At 46.9% G+C, this 469-nt stretch carries 1 protein-coding gene; it reads right to left on the reverse strand.

Annotated elements, in window-relative coordinates; translation table 11 throughout:
* Nucleotides 1-469, reverse strand: a 469-nt coding sequence (locus E2K52_RS14880; RefSeq protein WP_319922814.1) for a transaldolase family protein, incomplete at both ends; no start/stop codon positions are given.

The following is a 469-nucleotide window of genomic DNA, read 5'->3' on the forward strand; positions in this document are numbered from 1 at the left end:
ACCTTGAACTTGAATATCTTTGGCTGAGAGTTGAGCTTGCACTTCACGCTGATCATTTTCCAGTTCGGCCAGCAGGTTTGGTGCTACCGTGAGCAGGTCGCAGCCACTCAAGCCTAAAACCTGATCAATACTGCGGAAGCTGGCCCCCATGATTTCAGTCTGAATACCGTGTGCCTTGTAGAATTCATAAATACGCTTAACCGAAAGTACACCCGGATCTTTTTCAATCGGGTAAGCTTCAACACCTTCAGCTTTTTTGTACCAGTCCAGAATACGGCCGACAAAAGGCGAGATTAAGGTTACTTTTGCATCCGCACAGGCATGGGCCTGGTGCTGGCCAAATAATAAAGTCAGGTTGGTATGAATACCTTCTTCTTCCAGCGCTTTTGCTGCCTGGATACCTTGACAGGTAGAGGCAATCTTGATCAGGATGCGGTCTGAATCAATTCCATATTGTGCATAAAGTGCC

Origin of the sequence: Acinetobacter sp. RF14B (genome assembly GCF_006864105.1) — a bacterium.
Lineage (GTDB): Bacteria > Pseudomonadota > Gammaproteobacteria > Pseudomonadales > Moraxellaceae > Acinetobacter > Acinetobacter lwoffii_C.